Origin of the sequence: Streptomyces sp. NPDC006265, assembly GCF_040613555.1 — a bacterium.
GTDB lineage: Bacteria > Actinomycetota > Actinomycetes > Streptomycetales > Streptomycetaceae > Streptomyces.
Genome location: NZ_JBEXSH010000001.1, coordinates 40,196 through 56,768, shown reverse-complemented (window position 1 = coordinate 56,768; position 16,573 = coordinate 40,196). Strand labels below are relative to the sequence as shown.

At 65.2% G+C, this 16,573-nt stretch carries 16 protein-coding genes and 2 pseudogenes; all 18 read left to right on the top strand.

Annotated elements, in window-relative coordinates; all coding sequences use genetic code 11:
• Nucleotides 1-110: 110 nt before the first annotated feature.
• The 18 genes and pseudogenes from ABZ281_RS00365 (at nucleotide 111) to ABZ281_RS00280 (ending at nucleotide 16,504) form a co-directional block, all read left to right on the top strand.
• Entirely contained in the window at nucleotides 111-443 is a 333-nt protein-coding gene (locus ABZ281_RS00365) for a hypothetical protein (RefSeq protein ID WP_356650570.1), read from the top strand.
• Nucleotides 443-1,075: a hypothetical protein gene (locus ABZ281_RS00360; protein ID WP_356650568.1), complete on the top strand. Its 633-nt coding sequence runs from the start codon at nucleotides 443-445 to the stop codon at nucleotides 1,073-1,075. The genes ABZ281_RS00365 and ABZ281_RS00360 overlap by 1 nt, the downstream gene beginning before the upstream one ends.
• Before the next feature lie 107 nt (nucleotides 1,076-1,182).
• Nucleotides 1,183-1,698: a hypothetical protein gene (locus ABZ281_RS00355; RefSeq protein WP_356650566.1), complete on the top strand. Its 516-nt coding sequence runs from the start codon at nucleotides 1,183-1,185 to the stop codon at nucleotides 1,696-1,698.
• Entirely contained in the window at nucleotides 1,686-2,504 is an 819-nt protein-coding gene (locus tag ABZ281_RS00350; protein ID WP_356650564.1) for a hypothetical protein, read from the top strand. The genes ABZ281_RS00355 and ABZ281_RS00350 overlap by 13 nt, the downstream gene beginning before the upstream one ends.
• On the top strand, nucleotides 2,501-3,031 hold the full coding sequence (locus tag ABZ281_RS00345; RefSeq protein ID WP_356650562.1) for a hypothetical protein: 531 nt from the start codon (nucleotides 2,501-2,503) through the stop codon (nucleotides 3,029-3,031). The genes ABZ281_RS00350 and ABZ281_RS00345 overlap by 4 nt, the downstream gene beginning before the upstream one ends.
• A 25-nt stretch (nucleotides 3,032-3,056) precedes the next feature.
• The gene (locus ABZ281_RS00340; protein ID WP_356650560.1) at nucleotides 3,057-4,838 is read left to right on the top strand and encodes a glycosyl hydrolase family 28-related protein; all 1,782 of its coding nucleotides are present in this window, start codon (nucleotides 3,057-3,059) and stop codon (nucleotides 4,836-4,838) included.
• A 117-nt stretch (nucleotides 4,839-4,955) separates the two neighbouring features.
• Entirely contained in the window at nucleotides 4,956-5,540 is a 585-nt protein-coding gene (locus ABZ281_RS00335) for a hypothetical protein (RefSeq protein WP_356650558.1), read from the top strand.
• Between the two features lie 21 nt (nucleotides 5,541-5,561).
• Nucleotides 5,562-7,112, top strand: coding sequence for a hypothetical protein (locus tag ABZ281_RS00330; protein ID WP_356650556.1), 1,551 nt, complete (start codon nucleotides 5,562-5,564; stop codon nucleotides 7,110-7,112).
• A gap of 105 nt (nucleotides 7,113-7,217) precedes the next feature.
• Complete coding sequence (locus ABZ281_RS00325; RefSeq protein WP_356650554.1) at nucleotides 7,218-7,463, top strand: phage tail protein; 246 nt, start codon at nucleotides 7,218-7,220, stop codon at nucleotides 7,461-7,463.
• Nucleotides 7,464-7,691: 228 nt separating this feature from the next.
• Complete coding sequence (locus ABZ281_RS00320; protein WP_356650552.1) at nucleotides 7,692-8,096, top strand: phage tail protein; 405 nt, start codon at nucleotides 7,692-7,694, stop codon at nucleotides 8,094-8,096.
• Nucleotides 8,097-8,119: 23 nt separating this feature from the next.
• Complete coding sequence (locus ABZ281_RS00315; protein ID WP_356650550.1) at nucleotides 8,120-8,974, top strand: hypothetical protein; 855 nt, start codon at nucleotides 8,120-8,122, stop codon at nucleotides 8,972-8,974.
• 218 nt (nucleotides 8,975-9,192) lie between these two features.
• Nucleotides 9,193-11,676, top strand: a pseudogene (locus tag ABZ281_RS00310) (C40 family peptidase); the annotation flags it as partial.
• Nucleotides 11,677-12,054: 378 nt separating this feature from the next.
• Nucleotides 12,055-12,255 (top strand): annotated as a pseudogene (locus tag ABZ281_RS00305) (lytic transglycosylase domain-containing protein); the annotation flags it as partial.
• Between the two features lie 347 nt (nucleotides 12,256-12,602).
• The gene (locus tag ABZ281_RS00300) at nucleotides 12,603-13,223 is read left to right on the top strand and encodes a hypothetical protein (protein WP_356650548.1); all 621 of its coding nucleotides are present in this window, start codon (nucleotides 12,603-12,605) and stop codon (nucleotides 13,221-13,223) included.
• Nucleotides 13,220-13,495, top strand: coding sequence for a tail protein X (locus tag ABZ281_RS00295; RefSeq protein WP_356650546.1), 276 nt, complete (start codon nucleotides 13,220-13,222; stop codon nucleotides 13,493-13,495). Before ABZ281_RS00300 ends, ABZ281_RS00295 begins: the two co-directional genes overlap by 4 nt.
• Nucleotides 13,488-14,660, top strand: a complete 1,173-nt coding sequence (locus ABZ281_RS00290; RefSeq protein ID WP_356650544.1) for a hypothetical protein — start codon at nucleotides 13,488-13,490, stop codon at nucleotides 14,658-14,660. The genes ABZ281_RS00295 and ABZ281_RS00290 overlap by 8 nt, the downstream gene beginning before the upstream one ends.
• Nucleotides 14,657-15,373 carry a phage baseplate assembly protein V gene (locus tag ABZ281_RS00285; RefSeq protein WP_356650542.1) on the top strand — a complete coding sequence of 239 codons (717 nt, stop codon included), beginning with the start codon at nucleotides 14,657-14,659 and terminating at the stop codon, nucleotides 15,371-15,373. The genes ABZ281_RS00290 and ABZ281_RS00285 overlap by 4 nt, the downstream gene beginning before the upstream one ends.
• 12 nt (nucleotides 15,374-15,385) lie before the next feature.
• Nucleotides 15,386-16,504 carry a poly-gamma-glutamate hydrolase family protein gene (locus tag ABZ281_RS00280; RefSeq protein WP_356650540.1) on the top strand — a complete coding sequence of 373 codons (1,119 nt, stop codon included), beginning with the start codon at nucleotides 15,386-15,388 and terminating at the stop codon, nucleotides 16,502-16,504.
• Nucleotides 16,505-16,573 lie beyond the last annotated feature (69 nt).

The following is a 16,573-nucleotide window of genomic DNA, read 5'->3' as shown; positions in this document are numbered from 1 at the left end:
ACCACCTGGAGGAGAAGGGGCTGATCTGGCACTGAGCCAGCTCCGAGTCCGTGGGGGAGAGGGGGCACTCCCTCTCCCCTTCTTGTCTGCGCCCCTTCAGGAGATACCTCGTGTCTGACATCCAGCTCGGCCAGCCGTACGTGCTGACGGCGGACGGCGGCTACGGCAGCGGCGTGGGCTCGGTCCCACAGGGCGCCGTGGTGACGCCGTTTGAGATCGTCCCGCCCGGCACCGCGGGCGTCGGCTACAGCGTCGAGGACGTGGTCCTCGTCAGCTTCCAGGACACCGTCACCTTCCCCGGTACGACTGTTGACCGGACGCTAGCCATCGCGGTCAGCACCTTCGACGGCGCGTTCACCCTCCAGTCAGGTATGCCGGCCGAACCGGATGCGCCTGAGCAGCCTCAGGCACCGGACGATCCGTCGCCCGCGGGCGGTGCGTGATGGCCAGCGGCTACCTCACCCGGCACGCCTCCCATGCCCTTCTGACGTTTCTGACCGGGGGAGGGGAGTACAGCACCTCCGGCACTGACGCAGTGGCCGACAGGCTTCTGAAGATTCATCAGATGCGGCACTGGGGCAACGGAGACGCGAGCGCACCAGGCGCATGGGCGCCCAAGGCATACCTGCTCCATCTCCTGGACCAGGTCGACGCGCAGGGCTCGGCTGCGGTGCGCGCCACGGTGGCAGCGCTGCCGGACGACCCGATCGGGTCGGTGTATCTCGCGCTGTCCACGTCAGATCCGGGAGACGTCGCTACCGGTTTGCCGAACGAACTCCAGGCAGCCGGCTATCAGCGGCAGGCCGTGTCCTTGTCGGCCCCGAAGTTCAACGGACAGTTCGTCGTGCAGTCCGGAACACCAGCGCAGGTCAGCCTCACCACTAGCGCAGTCTTCGGGCCCTTCATTGACCCGACCGGATCAGGCGGTTCCGTGACGCACATGGCGCTCGTGACGGCTGCGACGGGTACCGACTACGCCGTGTTGGCCGTGTGGCCGCTGGACGTCTCGGTGACTGCCAGCCAGGGCGAGTCCCTGCTGGCGCAGTCCGGCTCTCTGACGATCAAGGTGGCCTGATGCCCGGCGGATACCTCACTCAGCTCGCTGCGCGGGCAACGCTCCAGTACCTGGCGTGCTCGTCCAGCGCCTCCCTCGTGCCGTCTACCACCCTGCTCAGGGCGTACATGATCAAGCTGTACCAGCAGCAGGGCCTATCGGGCTTGGCTGGCTACCTGCCGGTCGGGTTCCTGAACTCCTTCGCGACCCAGGCCAAGGCGGACACCAGCGGCACCTGGCTGACCGGGCTGACCAGTGGCCGCACGGACGGCACAGGGTCGATGTATCTGGCCCTGTTGACCAGCGATCCGGGGCGGCAGGCGACGAATGCCGACATGGCCGCCGTGGAGATCACGGCTACGGGCTACAGCCGTCAGGCCCTGCCCTTCTCGCTGGCTACATCCCCAGCCGGCGGAGGTTCGGGCGTCAGCAACACTGCTCCGGTCTTCTTCGGTCCCTTCACGGCTAACGGCGGAATGGGGGCGGTGGCGACTCACGCAGCTCTGGTCACTGTCCCGACCGGTACGAGTGGGGGCGTGATCGCGGTCTGGCAGCTGGATGAGCCCGTTTCCGCAGCGCAGAACGAGAACCTGATGCTGAGCACTTCGGGCTTGGCAGTGGGGCTGGACGCATGGCAGAGCTGACCCGAATCCTCACCCGGATGCGGTCCGAACTCGGCGACTTCGGAAGCGCCTTCCGCGACGTACTCGCCGGCACAGGCGAGTTGACCGACTACGACCTCAGCTCGGTCAACGTGACACTCTCGCGCGCAAGCCTCCTCAACGGCGCCGTCCTCACCGACCTGGACGCCGGCACCGACTACCAGGTCGACGGCCGTGAGGGGCGCATCACCCTTCTCGGCGAGCACGCCCCCCTCCCACTGGGCCAAACGCTGATTGTCGAGGGATCGGCCGCCGGCATGTTCACCGACGAGGAACTGACCCAGCACCTGCGGGACGCCGTCCTCCAGCATTGCCACAACCGTCACGTGACCGTGCGCTACCGCTCGGCCCACGGCTTCATACGTTACGCAGACGAGCCCCTGACGCTGGAGAACCTGCCGGATGTAGAGGAGCTGCCAATGGTGCTCCTTGCCGTGATCAACGCGCTCTGGGCGCTCGCTACCGACGCCTCCTCCGACGTCGATATCTCCACGGGCGAAGGCACTCACGTCAACCGCGGGCAGCGCTACACCCAGGTTCTGCACCAGATCTCGGTCATGACGGACCGGTACGAGGAACTGTGTCGACAGCTCAACATCGGCCTCTTCCGTATCGAGATGGCCACCCTGCGCCGGGTATCCCGTACCACCGGAAAGTTCGTGCCCATCTACGTGGATCGCGAGTACGACGACAACGCCTACCCCGAGCGCGTCCTGCCGCAGATCGACAAGCACGACGTTGACCCGTCCGGCATCCCGAACCCCACCTACAACGGGTGGGCCGCGTGAGCCGCGCCGACTGGAAGCGCGGTCGCTTCAGCGCCATCGAAGAAACCGAGCGCATCGACCAGGGGCTACGGGCCTGGCAGCGCCACGCGGGAGACGTCATCGCCTGGTGGCGCTTCAGCCACTCACGCTCCGCCGTCAACGACATCTACGACGAAGGGGACGAGGGCGGTCTGGCCTACGACGGGCCGTGGTCGGTCCCCTGCCTGCACGCCACCCACGTCGAGATGGGCGACCAGGAAGGCGACCGCGGCTTCTACACCGTCGACACGCTGGAGATCAGCGCCAGCTTCGCCCAGGTGCAGACGGCCGGCCTAACCCAGGCCGACATCCACAACGACCGCTACCTGCGGGACCGCATCGCCTACGACGGCCGGCTCTACCGCATCACCCAAATGTCCATCCTCGGGCAGATCCGCAGGCAGGACGTGATCGTGTCCATCACCGCCGTCGAGGTCAAGCCTGACGAGCTGACTGCGGACAGCGTCTTCGCCCAGTACATCCCCGCGCCAGGGGCCGGCAAGCGCTGAGCGGGACAGCACAGCAAGGAGCACCATGGTTGCCTACGCACGCCCCGACGCCTACGTCGAAGAGAGCCTGTCCACTTACGCCGAGCCCACCGGCACTCTGGCCGGTACGGACACGCTCACGGTCGAGCAGGCCGACGCGCGCTACGTCCCGATCGGTCGGCCGATCAGTCTGTCCATACCGCTCACGAGCGTTCCAGCGTTCTCCGTCCAGGTAGACAGCGACGCCACCGCCCGTCTTTCGATCACTCCTGACGCACTGATCGGCTTCGGCTCTGGAGCAGACGCGGCAGACGTGACCGTTCAACGTCTCGGGCCGGGAACACTTGGTGTCGGTGGTGCACTGGCCGTATCCAACGGTGCCCATATCACGGGGGACTTGGACGTCAGCGGGACGCTGAGTGTTGGGACGCTGAGCGTTGGGACCGGCGGCTCCCTGACCGCCCTCGGCTGGTTCAACGTACGGGATTACGGAGCCAAGGGGGACGGGGCAGCGGATGACCGGGCAGCCATCCAGGCAGCCATCAACGCTGCGTCGGCGGCGGGCGGGGGGACCGTCTACATTCCCGTGGGCACATACCTGCTTGGCGGGACGCTGAGCATCCCCGCAGGTGAAGGTCTCCAGATCATCGGCTCAGGCTGGAAGTCATCCCTCAAGGTCAAGGACGGGGCGAACAGCTACGCCCTCACTTTCCCCGGTGCCGATACGCGGATCAGCGTCCGCGATCTGACGATCGACGGTAACTGCACGGGACAGACCGCCGCTTCAGGAGGCATCTACGGCGCCGGGGCGGTTGCCTGCCACTTCGAGTACCTCCACTTCACCGCCTGCCGGGACGACGCTCTGTATCTCGGACCGCAGGCCGGTGGAGCATTCGGTCACAACAACAGGATCATCGGCTGTCTGTTCGACCAGTCCATGGCTGCAACCGGCCCCGGTCGCGGCATCCACATGGACAGCAGCGATGAAAATCAGGTTCTGGGTTGCGACTTTGAATACCTCGGCGGCGCCGGGGGTTCCGGAGCGACTGCCGCGGCGATGATTCTCGACCAGGCAGGTACGCAGTTCATCTCGGACTGCAACTTCGTGAACGGAGCCAACAACGCGGTCGGTGTCAGGGTCCAGGACGCTAAGTCCACGAAGATCATCGGCTGCAACTTCGACGGCCTTGCCGGCACCGCGATCTTCCTTGCAGCGCAGCGGTGCATCGTCGCGAGCAACACCATCTTCTCGCCGGGCATCGCAGGTACAGCGGGGCAGGCGTCCGGCATCCAGCTTGAGTACGGCACCGCTGACAACATCATCACCGATAACGTCATCACGTCCGCACCGGCCGCAGGCGTGTCACGAGGCGCCGTCCGTGAGGCGGCAGACGGCGGTTCTGGCCGCAACAACATCAGCCTCAACACCATCGTCACGGATGGCGCCTGGTCGTACGGTGCACTCGATCTCAGCGGAACGGGTTCGCAGGTTTTCGGGAACATCGGCGGCGGCGCCGGCTCGACGCTGCCCGGAGACCTGGCGGCGAGCGGTCACCTCATTGCGAACGTGGCTGGAAAGGGTGTCAGGGTCAAAGAAGGCGCCAACGCGACGATGGGGACGGTCACCCTTAACGGCACAACGGCGGTGACCATCGTCAACGGGTCGGTTACCGCGAACACCCGCATCTTCCTGACGATTCAGACGCCTGGCGGTACGCCCGCCTCCTCGTACGTCTCGGGCCGTACACCCGGCACGAACTTCCAGGTCAAGTCCACCGGGGCTGGCGATACGTCGATCGTCGCATGGCTGCTGGTAGAGCCCGCTTAAAATGGCTGGCCCATTCTCATGCCGTGTGGAACTCGCGTCAGGGGCTGTAACAGGTTTTCGTAATTCCTGTCATTCTGATCGCGGAGGAGCCATGACGTATTGATCGGAAGGCCAGCAATGCCCTGGATAGCGAATGAGGACGCTGCCATCAAAGCGAAGCTACAGGGCATAGTTGTCAACGACACAAACGCCCCTGTGGATGGCCTCCCGGTCGACGTTCGCTTTCGGCTTCCCGAAAATGAACTGGCGACCGCCACCTTCCCGCTCATCGTGATCGAACGCACGCGCGTCGAACCTGATCACCAAGCGGAACACCGAGGAACTGTCCAACTCGTCTACACACCTGAAGGCTACGACAGTGCCTCCTCCTACCTGGCGACCGACCCCATCCCGTACGTGTTCGAGTACCAGGTCACCGTCTACGCACGAAAGCAGCGGCACGCAGCGAACATCGTCCAAATGCTTTCCACAAGGGACTATCTACACCCGCGCTGGGCCTACCTGGAAGTACCTCAGGACGGAACAGTCCGGCGTCTCGAAGTCGCCGGCGGACCCGAATTCAACGAGGGTCGCGACTCGCAGGGAAAGCGTCTGTGGCAAGTCGATTACCTGCTCCATGTGAGCGCGGAGTTGCTCGACGAGATCGGCGTAATCCAGCCCGTTCAGACGGTCGAACTCACTACTCATCCCCTCGGCCAGTAGGCCCTGAAGGAGCTTCTCTCTATGGCGACTTTCCTGCGCCCCGGCATCTACGTGGACGAGACACTGGATGCAATAGCCAACCCGGTCTCCACCAATCCCGGTGAGGCCATCGCCGCGTTCGTCGGCGCCCATAACTTCGGTCCGGCCGTGCCCACGCTGATCACGTCCTGGTCCCAGTTCCAGCTCGTCTATGGCGGCTGGGGCACCGGCACCGACCTGCTGCCCTACGCGGTGTACTCCTTCTTCAACAACGGCGGGGCGAGGACGTACATCTGCCGGGCCATCCCGTCCGACTCGATCGCCGCGGCCGTCACGCTCAACGACCGCCAGAGCACTCCCGAGCCAGTCCTCACTCTCACGGCCAAGGCAGCTGGTGCGTTCGGCAACGAGGTCTACATCAGCGTCACCGACGCCAACACCGGCTCCGGTCGCTTCAACCTGCACGTCAAGGTCGGCGGCACCACCGACGCCTACATCGCCGACCGGTACAACGACGTCAGTCTCGACCCGGCGGATTCTCGCAACCTGGTCGCGATGATCAACTCACCGGTCAACGGATCCGCGTTCATCACCGCCGCCTACGTGGCCGCCGACGCCTACAGCGCGTCCATCAGCCCGGCCGTGCAGACCAACACGCCGCTGACGGGCGGCATCGACGGAACCGCCACCCCCGACTTGGTCGCCGCCACCAAGCAGCTTGAGGCGACCGGTGAGATCGTCAACATCAACCTGCCAGGCATCACCGACACCACGATCCTCAACAGCGTGATCACGTGGGCAGAGGACTACGGCTACGCCTTCGTCGTCGTGGACGTACCGCAGACCCCGTCCCTCGACGCGGCCACGGCTGTCACCAACTACGCCAAGCTCAGCCCGGCCGCCAGCTCCAGCACCAGCCCGCCGCCGCTGAAGTCCAGCTCGTATGTCGGCGTCTACGGTCCTTGGCTGGTCTCCGCCGACCCGGCCTCGGTCGCGGCCGGCGCCACCCGCATCCTGCCGCCCGGCGGCGCCGTATTGGGGCAGTTCGCCAAGACGGACACTCTCTACGGACCGCACCAATCGGCGGCCGGCACTCTCAGCCGCATAGGCGGCGTCTACTCCGCCGAGCTGCGTTTCACCAACGCCCAACTCGACAACCTCAACGCCTGGGGCATCAACATCGTGAGGCAGATTCCCCAGGCCGGCCTTTGCATCATGGGCGCGCGGACGCTCAAGAGTGGCTACCCCGACCGGTACGTCGCCGTTCGCCGGTTGCTCACCTACACCCGCAAGATCCTCGTCGATCTCACCCGCAGCGCTGTCTTCGCCCCCAACACCCCCGAGCTGTGGCATTCCATCGCTGCCACCATCACTCAGCAGCTCACCGCCCAGGCCCAGGCGGGCATGTTCGCCAGCGCGACCCCGGACGCGGCGTTCCAGGTGATCTGCGACGAGTCGAACAACACCTCGACCACGGTCGACAACGGTGAGGTGCACATCGACGTCGGAGTAGCCGTGGCACGGCCGGCCGAGTACATCGCGATCCACATCAGCCAGTACGACGGCGGCGCCACGGTGACCGAGGCCGCATAAGCAAGCCGAGGCCGGAACTTGGTCCGGCGCCCGCAATCCGCTGAATCACCACTCGGTCCCGACACGGTGCACTACCCGGCACTCCTCGTGCTACGGGAGTAGTGAATGGCAACCCTCAAGACGGTGTCGCAGAGCCAGAGCCTGGCCACGCGACAGACCGACCCATTGAGGTCGTTCAAGTTCCACGTTCAGATCAGCCAGGTCGGCAAGCTCTCTGCTGCCTATCCGAAGCTCGGCTTCATGAGCGTTTCGGGTCTCTCCGTGACCACGGACGTCATCGCCTACAGGGCTGGCGGGATGAACACGACCACTCAGAAGATGCCTCGAATTGACTGGGCCCTCACTGCGTAAGTAGTGAGTGAAAATCCCGAGAATTGCTGGAACGTCCTGATAGACCTCAGCGCCACAGCGTGGGGCGAAAGCCCGAGTGCGACGGCTCGAAAAGACTGAGGGTAGGGAAAATCAGCAGCCGAGCCCGCCTGGGAAACCGACGGGAAGGTTCAGAGACTATGTACGGGACACCCCTCAGGGGTGAAGATAGAGTCCGAACTGCGGTGAGAATCGCAGAGGCTGGCAGAAATGACCAGCCCGCTCCGGGAAACCGGAGAGGTAACAGAACTGGGTCAGAGCGACTTCAGCCCCGTAACCCTCTCCAAGGGAATGATGCCGGGCGACCAGAACCTCGTGAACTGGATGTACCAGCTCTTCGACGTCATGCAGGGCAACGGCTCCGGCAGCGATACCGGCACCGAATTCCGGGCGACGATCGACATCATGCTGATCGACCATCCGGTCACCAAGAACAAGGCCGCAGTGAAGGCGGTTTGGCGGCTGTACAACGCCTGGCCCACGTCGGTTGCCTTTGGTGACCTCGACGCCGGCAGCAATACATTCGCCGTTTCTCAGCTCACATTCGCGCACGAGGGCTGGGACTTCAAGATCGCCGATTCCTACGGCCCGAACAGCTACGCGCAAATCAAGTAATCCGCGATACGAGGAAACAACTCATGACCGAAATGCAGTACGACTGGACCTTCGACTCTCCCGCTGGTGGCCGGCAGGTCGACGTTCTCGGCGACACCGAGGCCGCGACCGCCGCCGTCCAGTCTCTTCTCACCGGCTCCACCGGGGAGCCGCCGGCCATCCCGGTACCCGCGGACTGCTTGGTGACCCTCCCCGCCGGCCTGTACCGGGACGACCAGATCATCACCGAAGCTGAGGTCCGTGAACTGACCGGTGCCGACGAGGAGGCGCTGGCCCGCGTCCGGTCCAATCCTCTGCGGATGCTGGAGACGCTCCTGGAGCTGGGCACCGTGCGCGTCGGTGATGTGCCGGCCACCTCCGACGTGCTCCCGCAGCTCCTGCTCGGTGACCGCGACGCCCTCGTCGTCGCCATCCGCCGCATAACGTTCGGCGACGAGATGGAGTTCTCCGGGATCGTCTGTGACCACTGCGGCGACGACTTCGCGGCGACCATCTCTCTCGGCGACCTCAAGTCCCAGACCGCAACATCCAGCCGGCTAACGGTCCCACTCCGCAAGGGCGGCTGCGCCATCGTCCGATACCCGACCGGCGCCGACCAGGCGGCCATGCTCGCCGACCCCAAGGCCACCGACGCCGAGCACAACTCCGTCCTCCTGTCGCGGTGCCTGATCGAGGTGCGCGACACGCAGGGCAACGTGACGCCCGGCAGCGCGAACCTGGTCAAGTCCCTCGGCATCGGCGACCTCCGCAGCATCCTCAGGCAACTCGCCGCAGCCCAGCCCGGCCCCCGCCTGCTGCAAACCACGATCGAGCACGAGGCGTGCGGTGGGGAGGTTCCGCTGCCGCTTTCGGTGGCGGACCTGTTTCGCGATTTCTGACGCCCGAGCTGCGCGGGCTGACTACACGACGCTCGCCTACGCCCACCCCGAGTGGCAACTCAGCGAGATCAAGCACCTGACCGTCCAGGAGCGCGAGTACTGGCGCGACCTGGCGGTCTGGGTCAAGGAACGAAGGGAGGCGGCGGCTGCCAGTGGCTGAAGACGAGATCAACCGGGGAGAGCCCAACTTCGGGGGCCGCCTCCTCGGCACCAACGGAATGCAGCGCGCAGCCGACAAGGTCGAGCGCGACATAGACAAGCTCGGCGCCAACGTCGCTGCCCTCAACCGCGCCCTCCAAGGCGCCATCAACTCGGCCACCCGAGGGGCGGCATTCCGGGGAATGCCCACGCAGGCATTCCCGGCGGCGAACCAGATCGCCCGTATCAACCCGGCCCCGATCTCCCACCCGCCAGCCAACACCGTCACTGCGGCCGGGGGAACCTTCACCCACCCCACGACAGGCCGGGTTTACTCAGGTCCCCTCGCCGAGCGACTTGCGTCCCGGTACCAGGCACAGGTGGAGGCCAACCAGAGCCTGTCAGCGGCGCGGGTGGTCCGGCAGGAGATGTTCAGCCAGCAGGCGAGGGCAGCCGCTCAGAGCTGGGGCTATCAGGACTACGGCCTATCGCAGCACATGTCCGCCACGCTGGCAGCGGCTCAGGCTCGGGAGGCTGGCCGACAGCAGCGCGCGAAGATGCGCGCCCAGATGCAGCAGCATTCCGCACAGCAACGCGCTGATCGCCAGCAGATGCTGCACCAGCAGGGCCTCGACGCACAGCAGAACTTCGCAGCCACCTACGGCGCGCAGGCGAACCAGCAATACCAGCAGAATATGTCCGCGTCGCAGGCTGCTGCTCAGGCTCGCGCGGCGGCGCGGCAGACTCGTCAGCAGAGCCGTGCCCCAGGCATCAACCCGGCCCTACTCGCGCGCGTGACACCTCAACGGGTGCAGCAGGCCCGGCAGGCGAACGCCGACGCCTACTACGGCAGCCTGTTCGACGATGCGATACACCAGCAGGACATCGCCAACAACGCGACCTGGGGTCTACGCGTCGGCCAGAGGATGTGGGCCTACAACCGCGTCACGGGTCTTTCCATCGCCAGGGTTGCCGGCAGCGGTGTCTACGCCTCGCGCAACGGCACGCTCATCAATATGGGACGGCAGCAGCGGAGCTACAGCACACCCCCGGCGGGCGGCTTCCCCAACCGCGTGTCCTTTGACGACCGCGGTTCCGTCACTCTGGGCGGCTCCGGCAACCCCTCCGCGACCGTGCCAGCCGACGAGAGCAGCAACGCAACAGACAACACACCTGCCGCCAAGCTCGGCAAGGGGGCGGTCAACGCCGTCTACCAGCAGGCCGTCAAATACGGCGACCGTATGAAGCCGCAGATGGAGGAGATGGACCGGTACACCAACTGGGCTTCCATCGCCTCTGGTGGCGCACCTTCCGGCTACGACAAGTGGGGCTGGAAGAACAAGATCCGCGACAACAGCTACGGCATGGTCGTCGCGAAGTCCACGGAAGACGCGAGTAACGCGAACTTCCTGCTGGACAAGAACTTCGGCCTGACGTACGGCACAACAGCCCAGACCGCCGCCCGCGGTAGCGCCTTCGGTGCCTCCTACGTCGCCGGCTTGGACGCTGAGACTGGCGCCAAGCTGTACTCCAGCCTCTACAACCCGCAGGCTTCACTGGCCGCACAGCGGCTGGGCTACGGCCGCACCATCGGCTCGGGCGGCAAGGCCGTCGGCATCGGAACGCTCGCCGACAGCGTCATGAAGCGCACTTTCGGGACGACTTCGATCTCGGCCAAGAAGTTCGCGGCTGCCACCGCCAGCGGCCAGGCGCTCGACTACAACATCGACCAGCTCGGGCAGGCGTCCGGCTGGGACGCCGACACGATCGACAACCTCAAGGAGTACATGAGGGGCCGCAACACCCTCTTGAAGAACTCCGGAATGACCTCAGGTGCGGCCGACAAGCTCATCGCGCAGGCGTCCCAGACCGGCAGCAAGGGTGACGCAGGCCGAAAGAAGCTCACCAAGTACGGCGTCTCGGAGAGCCTGGGGCAGACGAGGAAGACGTTCGAGGCTCAGGAGCGGCAGCATGACGCCGTCATGGGCGACTCGTTCGCCCACAACTTGGAGACCGCCACCAAGGCTGTGCAGAAGTTCGAGGGGGCCATCAACAGCGTCCTCGAACTGCCGGGTGTTAAGCAGGTTGTTGGCGCGTCTGGCGCATGGGCAACAGCCACCAAGAAGCCGGTAAACCAGATCAAGAGCCTGTGGAACTTCGGCAAGAGCCTTCTGCCCATCAACGTCGGTGGCGGAGCTTCGGCGAGCACTGGATCCACAGGCGGTGGTAGCGACAAGCCGACTGCGGCCACCGCCGGCCACGTTGCCGGTGGCAACGCGTCCCAGGCGATTCAGGCCGCGATCGGCCAGGTCGGCGTCCCCTATGTGTGGGGCGCTGAAGACCCCAAGCACGGCTTCGACTGCTCCGGTCTGACCTCCTGGGCCTACCGACAGGCCGGCATCAATCTTCCGCGTACCTCACAGCAGCAGATGAAGGTCGGCGTCGAGGTCGACAGGCAGCACATTCAGCCGGGCGACCTGCTCTTCCCCGAGCCGGGTCACGTGATGATGGCCATCGGGGGCGGCAAGCTCGTCGAGGCACCGCGCACCGGTCTGGATGTGCGCGTGCGCTCCTTCACCCTGGGCGAGATCAAGGAAGTCCGCCGCGTTGCCAGTTCGGTGGGTGCCTTGTCCAGCTACAACACGGACACCAAGCAGACGGACGACGAGGCCGGTGCCGGTAACGCCGGCTGGCACGGCGGCAGTGGTACCAGCGTTAGCCAGAACGAGGTTGACGCCCTCGCCGCCGCCTTTGCCGGCGGCGCTGGCTACTCCATGGGAGCGCGCACCAGCGGCACAGGGGGGTCAGCCAATGCCGACAGCGCCACCGCCGTAGCCAGCGCGCCCTCGAACCCCAAGGGCAACGTCGCGCTGGGCAAGAAGCTCGCGGCAAAGCGCGGCTGGACGGGCAAGGAATGGAACGCCCTCTACGAACTCTGGCAGCACGAGTCGAACTGGAACGAAAGGGCAGACAACCCGACGTCGGACGCGTATGGCATCCCGCAGTCGCTGCCCGGATCGAAGATGGCGTCCAAGGGCAAGGACTGGAGGACCAACCCCGCCACGCAGATCGAGTGGGGCTTGGACTACATCGCCGGCCGGCCGGACTACGGCAAGCCGTCCAAGGCTTGGGCACTGTGGCAGAAGCGCAACCCACACTGGTACGCCTCGGGTGCCTGGGAGATTCCTGCGGACCTGGACGCTCGCGTCCACAAGGGCGAGATGATCATTCCGGCTGCCAAGGCCGAAACGATCCGCCAGGCGCTCATCAAGGACTCTGTCAACGTCGTTTCGCCAGCCGGGGCCGCAGCCTCGGTCGCTTCCGGCAGTACTCGCGCTGGAGGCGGGGTCTCCCTGTCCTTCGCCCAGGGCGCCATTCAGGTCAACGTCAACGGTTCGATGTCGGAACGCGCTGCGTCCGATGCCGCCAAGAAGGTCGTCGACTACATCGCCGCGGACAACAGGATCAAGCAGTTGGGGGTTGGCGTCTGATGGCAGTCAAGGGAAACCCGAAGTTCGACAGCCGCATGACGTCCATTCCGCGGCTGGGAATTCAGCGCGGCGCGCAGACGTATTGGCGTGGAGCTATTGTGCGCGATACGCAACTCGTGGGCCCTTCAACCGGCACTGGATACCGCGTGGACTTCCTGTTCAACCCGGCCACGATCAGTATCAGTCACAGTGCCAGTCCAATGCTCACCGCGGACCAGCGCTCGACAGACGGAAACTACGTCGGAACATCTGGAATCGGTCAGCTCTCGTTCAGCTTGCTCTACGACCGTACGTACGAACTCACAGGCGGTTTCGGGAAGAGCGGTGTATCCACCGAAAGCGCAGAAGCTCGCGGTGTCCTCGCCGATGTGGACGCGCTCTACTACGTCACGGGCGTGTACGACGACACAGCAAAGGGCGCGAACGCTAAGCAGATCCAACCGATGCAGTCGAACCCCTGCACGTTCTACTTCGGCGGGCCAACGTCGAATGCGGCACTTTCGTACTACGGGTACGTATCGACCCTGAACATCGAATACACACATTTCACGAGCCAGATGGTTCCACAGCGCTGTGCAGTAGTTGTGGCGGTAGAGCTCATGCTCAAGGAGGGCTCATGATTTCGGCGAATTCACGGCACACCTCCAGCGCGACGGCCATCGTTACCGGAAGTGACGGGAAATCCCGTAATGTGATTCTCCCAGGAAGCTCAGGCGTGCTTTCCGTGACCGTGCGAATTTATACTTGGGCGGAGGGTGATCGGGCAGATCTGTTGGCTTATCGCAACTATGGGGACGCCTCCCAATGGTGGCGTATAGCGGACGTCAATCCGCAGATCATGGACTGGACGGAAGTCCCGACCGGAACGAGGATTAGGATCCCGAGTGTCTAGCAAGCAGCCGCTGCTCTCCCTGGAGACACCCGTCCTGACGGGGCGGAAGTGGGTGACGGACACCGTCATCAGGCAGGGAGAGGCGCTGCACGAAGTCGCCCAGATAACCGTCATCCACGAGGTCGCGCGCGGCTCCGCAAGCGGATCCGGATGGGCACTCGACGCCGCAGGCGTTCTGCCAGAGGGCGCACCTATTGCCCTCCGGTACGGAAACGCGTCGGTCACGAAGGTGTTCCACGGGTACGTGACGGCAGTGTCTGTGCATGGCGACGCGCTACCCCAGACAGCCGCCAGGACCATACAGGTGCCCGTCGTCTACACCTGCGTTGGCCCAACGTCGCTGATGCAGTCCCAGACCAACCGCATCTGGTCGTCAGCCACCGCCTCGTACATGGCTCGGACACTTGTGCGCGGGGCTGGGCTCCGGCCTCAGGTCCAGCGTGAGAGTCGCCTGTTCGACACCGTCCCGCAGCAGGCCACTTCGGACTTCACGTTCCTGCGGAACCTCGCCGACGAGGTTGGCTACCGACTCGCCCTGACCGGCGTCACCGTCGCCTTCACCGATCCCCTCGTCTCCCTACGCGAGAGTGGCGAGGAACGCCCGACCTTGCTATTCGCCAAGGGCAGCACTGACACAGTGAAGACCTGGGAGTCCACCGCGGGTCAACTCGATCCGCTCGGAGGGGTCCGAGCTCGTCGGGAGGGATATTCCTTCAACCGGGCCACAGGCGCCCTCGTTCGCGTCGTGTCCTCCGACACCCAGGACGCACCAGTTACCCAGTACAGCACCGGTAAGCCGTTCGCATCGCAGGCCGAGGCTGCCGAGATCCTGAGCGCGGAGACGCGCAAGGACACTCTGTGGGTGCACGCCAAGGCCACGGTCCTCGGGGATGCGCGGCTGCGCACAGGTACTGAGGTGGAGATGGACGGCGGCGCCCTCGGTCCCTCGGAAGGCGGTATCTGGATGATCCGCTCGGCGGTCCACCGCATATCCATCGCCCCCACCCGGCCAGCCAGCAGCGTCTACTGGACCGACGTCGAACTGGGGCGCAACCGAGTCGACGGCCTCGATCTGGTCGCCAAGTTGAACGTGGTCGACGCGGTCCAGGACGGAACTTCGCTGATCGACGGGCGCTGGCGCGCTCAACACGTAGGAGGGGTGTGACCGTGGCGCTGACCGCATCGAGCAGCGACGTTTACGCTGCCGTCATCACACATGCCCAGGACCCGCAGAATCTGGGGCGAGTACGTCTGCGCATTCCGCAGGTCTCAGGCGACTCCGTCACCGGCTGGGCCTACCCCACGGGGCCCGTCAGCAGGCAGTCAGCCGTTGGGGAGCGGGTCTGGGCAGCGTTCGATGGCGGCGGGACACGACTGGTGTACTGGACGGCTGAGCCCGGACTGGTTACGGGGGCTCAAATCGCCACAGGCGCCATCACTGGGGCGCACCTCGCCAATGGCGCTCTCGATGGTCTGACCGTCTCGGCGGACAACCCACTCCGCAGCAGCGACACCTGGGAAAATCCATCCCTCACCGCCGGCTGGGCTACCACGACCTCCTTCGGAGGAGTCACAGGAGTCCAGCCCCTTCAGTACCGGCGGGACGCCGACGGCAACCTTCACCTGTGTGGCGCCGTCATGCTCACCACCTCTGATGCTTCAGCATCGGCGTTCGAGGTGCCGGACGGCTACTACAACCCCAACTACCGCGTCGGTTATCCGGTCGTGGAGATGAAGGCTGACGGCACCTTCGCCACCGGCTGGGGCTACGTCAACGCCGCTGGAGTTGTGCACTTCGACAAGCCCGCTGGGTTCACCCGCAACGTGGGAGACGCCTTCTATGTGAACGCGCGGGTACACCTCGGCATCATCACCTAAGGACGGGGTCCCTTGGCCGACACATACTCCAACTACGCCGACCTCGCCGCGCATAAAACCATCGGCACGGACTACCTCATCTCCTCGCGCGCCGTCACCGGGGCACGAGGCGCTCACCTTGCCATCCACGGCGGCGCGATCGAGCCCCCCACCACCCAGCTCGCCGACTACTGTTCCTCCACTACCAACTCGTCCTTCTACTCATTCCAGGGCACCATGAGCAGCGGCAACTCGACGTTGCACATCCGCAGCACCCGCTTCGACGAGCCGACTGTCTTCCAGGTCCTGCGAACTGCGGAGTGGACCGTCTCCTGGCACGGCACCAGCGGCAGCGACCCCGTGACCTACCTCGGGGGCCTCGACACCGAACTCGGGGCCGCAGTCGAGGCTCGACTCACCGCAGCTGGCTTCACCGTCTCCGCACCGCCCCAGGCGATCGACGGCAACGACCCGCTAAACATCGCCAACCGCAACCTCCGCAGCCAGGGGGTACAACTCGAACTGAGCCGAGGACTGCGGGAGAGCTTTTACCTCGGCGCCGACTTGACACTGACTTCGATCGCCGACGCCTCCCGACGTACCGGTGTCTTCTATGCCTACGCAACTGCGGTAATGGCGGCCATAGCCCAGACGTGGCCACAGGGTCGTGCCGAAAGCGGGGCGACTCGTCAGCCAGTGGCTGGCACTGAGACCGTCACCAGCGTCGCGGGCTACCCCGGCGCCGGCACCGTCCAGATGCGCCTCCCTTTCCAACTCGACGCCATGGGCAGGGTGGCCGTCCTCACCGCCCCCGACAAGATGCTCGTCCAACGTACTCGTGCCGTGGTTGCCACAGTTCCCGGCGAGTACGTCGGCGAGCCGGCATTCGGTTCCGGCATCTCCGACGCGCTGTTCCGGCCCAGCGATCCGATCGCTCCCGCCATCATCAGCGACGCGGTACGCACGGCCATGGCGCGGTGGGAGCCCGACGCCGTCATCACCGCCATCAACCCTGTCGTCAACGACGACCAAGAGGGCATCGTGGATGTCGAGGTCGACGTTGCCCTCAGCAACACACCAGCCGTCGAGGCGGAGCAAACGGAGAGCGTCCGCATCATGCCCGGCGGACGTGTGCTCGGTGGCGCCCTCTAACACTCAGGCTTCGCCGCCTCATAAACTGACCTCCATACGGTGCACGAATTGGGACCCCTTCCGCTGTCC

What these genes read in the sequence shown, in the direction of transcription:
- ABZ281_RS00355 (WP_356650566.1), top strand. Translation starts at nt 1,183, where the DNA reads ATGATCAAGCTGTACCAGCAGCAGGGCCTATCGGGCTTGGCTGGCTAC.
- ABZ281_RS00320 (WP_356650552.1), top strand. Translation starts at nt 7,692, where the DNA reads ATGACCAGCCCGCTCCGGGAAACCGGAGAGGTAACAGAACTGGGTCAG.
- ABZ281_RS00330 (WP_356650556.1), top strand. Translation starts at nt 5,562, where the DNA reads ATGGCGACTTTCCTGCGCCCCGGCATCTACGTGGACGAGACACTGGAT.
- ABZ281_RS00350 (WP_356650564.1), top strand. Translation starts at nt 1,686, where the DNA reads ATGGCAGAGCTGACCCGAATCCTCACCCGGATGCGGTCCGAACTCGGC.
- ABZ281_RS00340 (WP_356650560.1), top strand. Translation starts at nt 3,057, where the DNA reads ATGGTTGCCTACGCACGCCCCGACGCCTACGTCGAAGAGAGCCTGTCC.
- ABZ281_RS00300 (WP_356650548.1), top strand. Translation starts at nt 12,603, where the DNA reads ATGGCAGTCAAGGGAAACCCGAAGTTCGACAGCCGCATGACGTCCATT.
- ABZ281_RS00295 (WP_356650546.1), top strand. Translation starts at nt 13,220, where the DNA reads ATGATTTCGGCGAATTCACGGCACACCTCCAGCGCGACGGCCATCGTT.
- ABZ281_RS00335 (WP_356650558.1), top strand. Translation starts at nt 4,956, where the DNA reads ATGCCCTGGATAGCGAATGAGGACGCTGCCATCAAAGCGAAGCTACAG.
- ABZ281_RS00360 (WP_356650568.1), top strand. Translation starts at nt 443, where the DNA reads ATGGCCAGCGGCTACCTCACCCGGCACGCCTCCCATGCCCTTCTGACG.
- ABZ281_RS00325 (WP_356650554.1), top strand. Translation starts at nt 7,218, where the DNA reads ATGGCAACCCTCAAGACGGTGTCGCAGAGCCAGAGCCTGGCCACGCGA.
- ABZ281_RS00315 (WP_356650550.1), top strand. Translation starts at nt 8,120, where the DNA reads ATGACCGAAATGCAGTACGACTGGACCTTCGACTCTCCCGCTGGTGGC.